This window comes from Oligoflexus sp. (assembly GCF_035638955.1).
Classification (GTDB): Bacteria; Bdellovibrionota_B; Oligoflexia; order Oligoflexales; family Oligoflexaceae; genus Oligoflexus.
In genome coordinates this window covers 1-3,889 of sequence record NZ_DASQYZ010000168.1, presented here as the reverse complement: position 1 = coordinate 3,889, position 3,889 = coordinate 1, and the positions used below count along the sequence as shown (strand labels likewise).

Annotated in this window: 4 protein-coding genes and 1 pseudogene; 2 read left to right on the top strand and 3 right to left on the bottom strand. The window is 48.1% G+C overall.

The window, feature by feature from the left end:
- Window positions 1-578 (top strand): hypothetical protein (locus VE954_RS15845; protein ID WP_324954432.1); only part of this gene is annotated, 578 nt, incomplete at its 5' end.
- Window positions 579-808: 230 nt separating this feature from the next.
- On the opposite strand, the gene VE954_RS15840 is transcribed toward VE954_RS15845, so the two are convergent.
- The 3 genes from VE954_RS15840 to VE954_RS15830 are packed head-to-tail and all read right to left on the bottom strand — an operon-like array spanning window position 809 to window position 3,246.
- Window positions 809-1,543, bottom strand: a complete 735-nt coding sequence (locus VE954_RS15840) for a class I SAM-dependent methyltransferase (RefSeq protein WP_324954430.1) — start codon at window positions 1,541-1,543, stop codon at window positions 809-811.
- A 13-nt stretch (window positions 1,544-1,556) separates the two neighbouring features.
- Window positions 1,557-2,585, bottom strand: a complete 1,029-nt coding sequence (locus VE954_RS15835; protein WP_324954428.1) for a YcaO-like family protein — start codon at window positions 2,583-2,585, stop codon at window positions 1,557-1,559.
- Entirely contained in the window at window positions 2,575-3,246 is a 672-nt protein-coding gene (locus tag VE954_RS15830) for an iron-containing redox enzyme family protein (RefSeq protein WP_324954426.1), read from the bottom strand. Before VE954_RS15830 ends, VE954_RS15835 begins: the two co-directional genes overlap by 11 nt.
- 417 nt (window positions 3,247-3,663) lie before the next feature.
- Between VE954_RS15830 and VE954_RS44280 the strand changes: the two are divergent.
- Window positions 3,664-3,889 (top strand): annotated as a pseudogene (locus tag VE954_RS44280) (transposase); the annotation flags it as partial.

The following is a 3,889-nucleotide window of genomic DNA, read 5'->3' as shown; positions in this document are numbered from 1 at the left end:
CAGCGTATGCAGGTCAGCACAATAGATTTGGGGAAATGTTTGCCTTTGAAACTGATGGCCATATCCGCTCCGTGGATAAGGTGATTAGCAAATATGGCCTATCATGGAGCCTCATACTACATTTTTTTTGCAACAGATCCTTTTCCAGTTACTATCAGCTTGAAGCTGCTCATGGTTTCCTCTGCTGGGCAAAGAGCAGACCGCAGGACGGTATTGAGAGCCATCTTTGTCATGACTTTATGCGCGAATTCTGCAATTTAACGGCAGGAGCGTTTAAAATCTGGGTTGAACGCCATGCCGGAAGCCTTCTCTCTGACAAGGATATCCGCGTTAAACTCCCTATGCATAGTCCCATCATGGAGGATGAAATTTGTGCTTTGCCATCCTTCCAGGCTGCAACGCAGGTGCGGGATGCATGGCGTCTTGAACTGCCATCGGGAACCGGAATCAACTGTATGGTTGAGATCATTATCTGGAGCTGGCCGGCTGTTGCTTCTTTGCAGCTCGAGGAAAAAACGCTTGAGCTGCTGTCCTCGGCTGGAGACGAGCTGGACGATGGCAGCGTGGAGTTTCTTTGAATGAAGACTCTTCCGGGACGCTACCCAGTCGCAAACGTCCGGGTCGGGTAAAAGGCGGGCTCTGTTGCGTTTGTTTGTAGAAACGTGCATTCAGGGCTCTGGAATTTTGGTGGTTTAGCATCTGCACATTTTTTAAAGTTGACGTCAATATTTCACATTCCGATTCACCAAATGGGATAGTTTTCAACGCCGTAGGCACTCCTTTTACCCGACCTGCAACAGAGCCTATTTTATTTTTCTGCGACAACAATCAAATGGCCTGATTTCATATCATAAGCTTTTCCCTCAAAATCACCATAGAGTCTCAAGCTGGAAAAACCGGCAGCATACAGCAGCCTGGAGAGCTCATCGTGGGAATAGAGACGAATTCCAGACTTCGCTTCGAACGTCCTGCCGTGACCAGATTGGGTCCATTTGCATTCGAACCAGTTATCTTCTCCGGCTTGATACTCAAAAGTCTCAAGCGACCCATCAGGAAGCTGTCTTTCCATTTTGGTTTTGAAATTTCTGACGAAGATCTCCCAGGACATCAGATCCATCAAAAGTTTTCCGCGTGGCTTTAAAAGCGAATAAAGGTTGCGCAAAACCCTGTCATCGTCTTCCCTATTTACGAAATACCCGAAGGAAGTATGGAGGTTGATGACCAAATCAAAGGCGATTTGGCTCCGAAAGAATCTCATATCCCCTTGTTGGAGTGACAGCCTTACGCCCTGCACATCCGCCTTTCTTTGGGCTTCACTCAAAAATTCCTGTGTAATGTCAACTCCTGTAACATCAAATCCCCGCCTGGCGAGAGGAATGGAGTGGCGGCCGACGCCGCAGGGAAGATCCAGAATGCTTGAGCAATCCTTTGGTTTGATCAATCTGAGAAAACCTTCAACCTCGGTCTCCGCCTCCGCAAGTTTTTGCTGAGGGAACATAAACCGCCCCATCTCACCCCAGTTTGATTGCTCAAGCTCAACCATTTGCACTCCGCCATTAAGCAATGGGATGAATGAGATGTTCATCAGGGACATGAGAAAACTCTCTCTCCCGCCACTTCCCGAACACCAGAGGGATTGCCTCCCTGGCCATCGCTTTTGCAACAAAGAGTTCAGGTCTGCCTGGACTTGAAAGATCAGCATACTCGATTGACAGAACAGCAGGCATGGCGAAGGAGTTTTTCTGATGGTGCTTTCCTGCAATCCATCCTTCAAGGACCTTGCGCCTTTCCGGCTGCAGGTAGTAATCCTGATGATAAAGGTGTGACGCCTGGAACTCAGGATCTGAGGAAGGAATCTCCTCCCCCCAAAGAAAGCCTAATCGCTGGATCGTTTCTCTTTCCGCCTTGGCCAGACTTTCTTCTCTCGTGAAGCCGGCGCCAAAACCAAAGACAAGCGGACTGGAATTTGATTTCGGAAGAAGCATATACCCGGAGACAATCACAGGTCTCTCCGAGCCTGCAATAGCCTGGCTGCCAAAGGCGATGCCGGTTACATCATAGAATCGCGTGAGACTCCAGAGCCGGGTGCTCTCAGCCGGGAAAGTGTGCGTAATGGTTCCACCGACCCATGAGGCCAGCACCAAATGTCTTTCGACGAGTTCAAGACTGGCCCGTCTACAGGCTTCGCTCCAGCTGGAGTATAATGCCACCCCATTCGACTTTGCATACTGGAATGCTGTCACTTGGACTCCATCCTGCTCCACTACTCCCGGAGGAGGGAAGACGACGCGCTGCTCAACTATTCCAGTCTGCCTGAAATTAGCCGAACTTCTTAATATGAAGTCGCTTCGATTCATGGCTTCCAGAACCGACACCCTTTCAACCAACTCGTACCATGCCTCTTCAAGTGGATAGTAACCAAAATTAGCGGAACTTCCGACGACTTCACCAAAAAATGAATGGTTGGCAACGACTCCAGATAGGTATATATCCAGCTCGCCAATGTTTACCAGTTGCTCAAAAGGCTTGCTCATGTTCCAGCCGGAAATTTCGTATAAGGAAGGTTGGGGCTTGTTACGCAGCATGGGATTTCCCCTGCCAACAGCTTTGATAGAACTGTTGGTGAACCTTTATGGTCTCTTCCACAGTTTCAAGAAGTGGAGCCTTGTATTTGTCTTCATCAAGAAGATCGCGAGTGATGTCCACCCATTCATGCACGTGATGCTGATCGAGCTCCGCATGATTGGAAATCACCGACATGGAATTTGGTGGAAAACCACATTTTTTCTCCCAGGCCTCTGCCATTTCAAATCCAGCCACGACACAGAGATATTCTGCGAAAAAGATGTACGCAAGATAGTGGACGGGGTCATAATCGATGATTGATTCTATATGCTTCACGAGCCCCTTCATGCTCGGATCGATCTCCGAATTTGACTCGATTATCCGCCTTTGGTTAACCTTTGCAATGTCAGAGTCAGCCCATCTGTCATGTCCCTGCTCTTCGCGGCACTTGAGTTTGAAAAATTTGGCGAGCTTTTCCTCGCCATTTTTTTCTGCCTTCGCAGTCGCTTTCCTCAGATGGATCGGAGTTTGCTGCACGAGATAACGGACATTGACAAGAAAGTGATTGGCCATGGCCTGGGTGGCGGTCCCATTAAGAAGAGCCCGATTAAAAGGATCATTGGTCTTCAGATGAGCCCAGTAAAGTTCAACCCGCTTTTTCAGCAAATCTGCAAGGCTCACGGTTTCCTCCATTCCCAAAAAAAAGGAGTCCGTCATCCGACGGACTCAATGAAATCAGAAGCAAATTGTCGCGAATTTCTTTTTCATGGTTTCTATCCTTTGTTTGGTGGTTCGTGTCTAAATCTTGCCGTCACATCAACGTCTGAGGAACCTATCGGAAAGCCGTAATGAAAAATTAACAAAGTGAACTTTCCAAATATTTTAGCTTACTTCCGATGTTTATCAGATTAGTATTTCATTTCGCTTTTTGATTGCCCCGGGAATTCATTCGGCACGAGAAGAAATTGCATTGCCGCGGTTTTGTCAGGTCGGGGATGAAGATGATAAAATGATCTCGGATTAAACCCCTGAAGCTCCTCAGAATATCGGGCACCGGGAATGTATAATGGGTGAATAACCCTTACATCGAGGTGCCAAGTGGCCGACAAGAAAAAGCAAAAGCGCTATACCAAGGAATTCAAGATTGAAGCTGTAAAGCTGGTCACTGAGAAGGGAATGAAGGTCTGATGTGGCAAAGGATCTTGGGATAAGCCAACCAGCTCTGGGGTCCTGGATCAAGGACTACCAGCGCAGTGGACAGGACGCGTTCCCTGGCAAGGGCAATATGTCCAGCCAGGAGGATAAGATCAAGCAGCTTGAGCAG

Excerpts from the sequence above, each read along its gene's own strand:
- VE954_RS15840 (WP_324954430.1), bottom strand. The coding sequence starts at position 1,543 with ATGGTTGAGCTTGAGCAATCAAACTGGGGTGAGATGGGGCGGTTTATG.
- VE954_RS15835 (WP_324954428.1), bottom strand. The coding sequence starts at position 2,585 with ATGCTGCGTAACAAGCCCCAACCTTCCTTATACGAAATTTCCGGCTGG.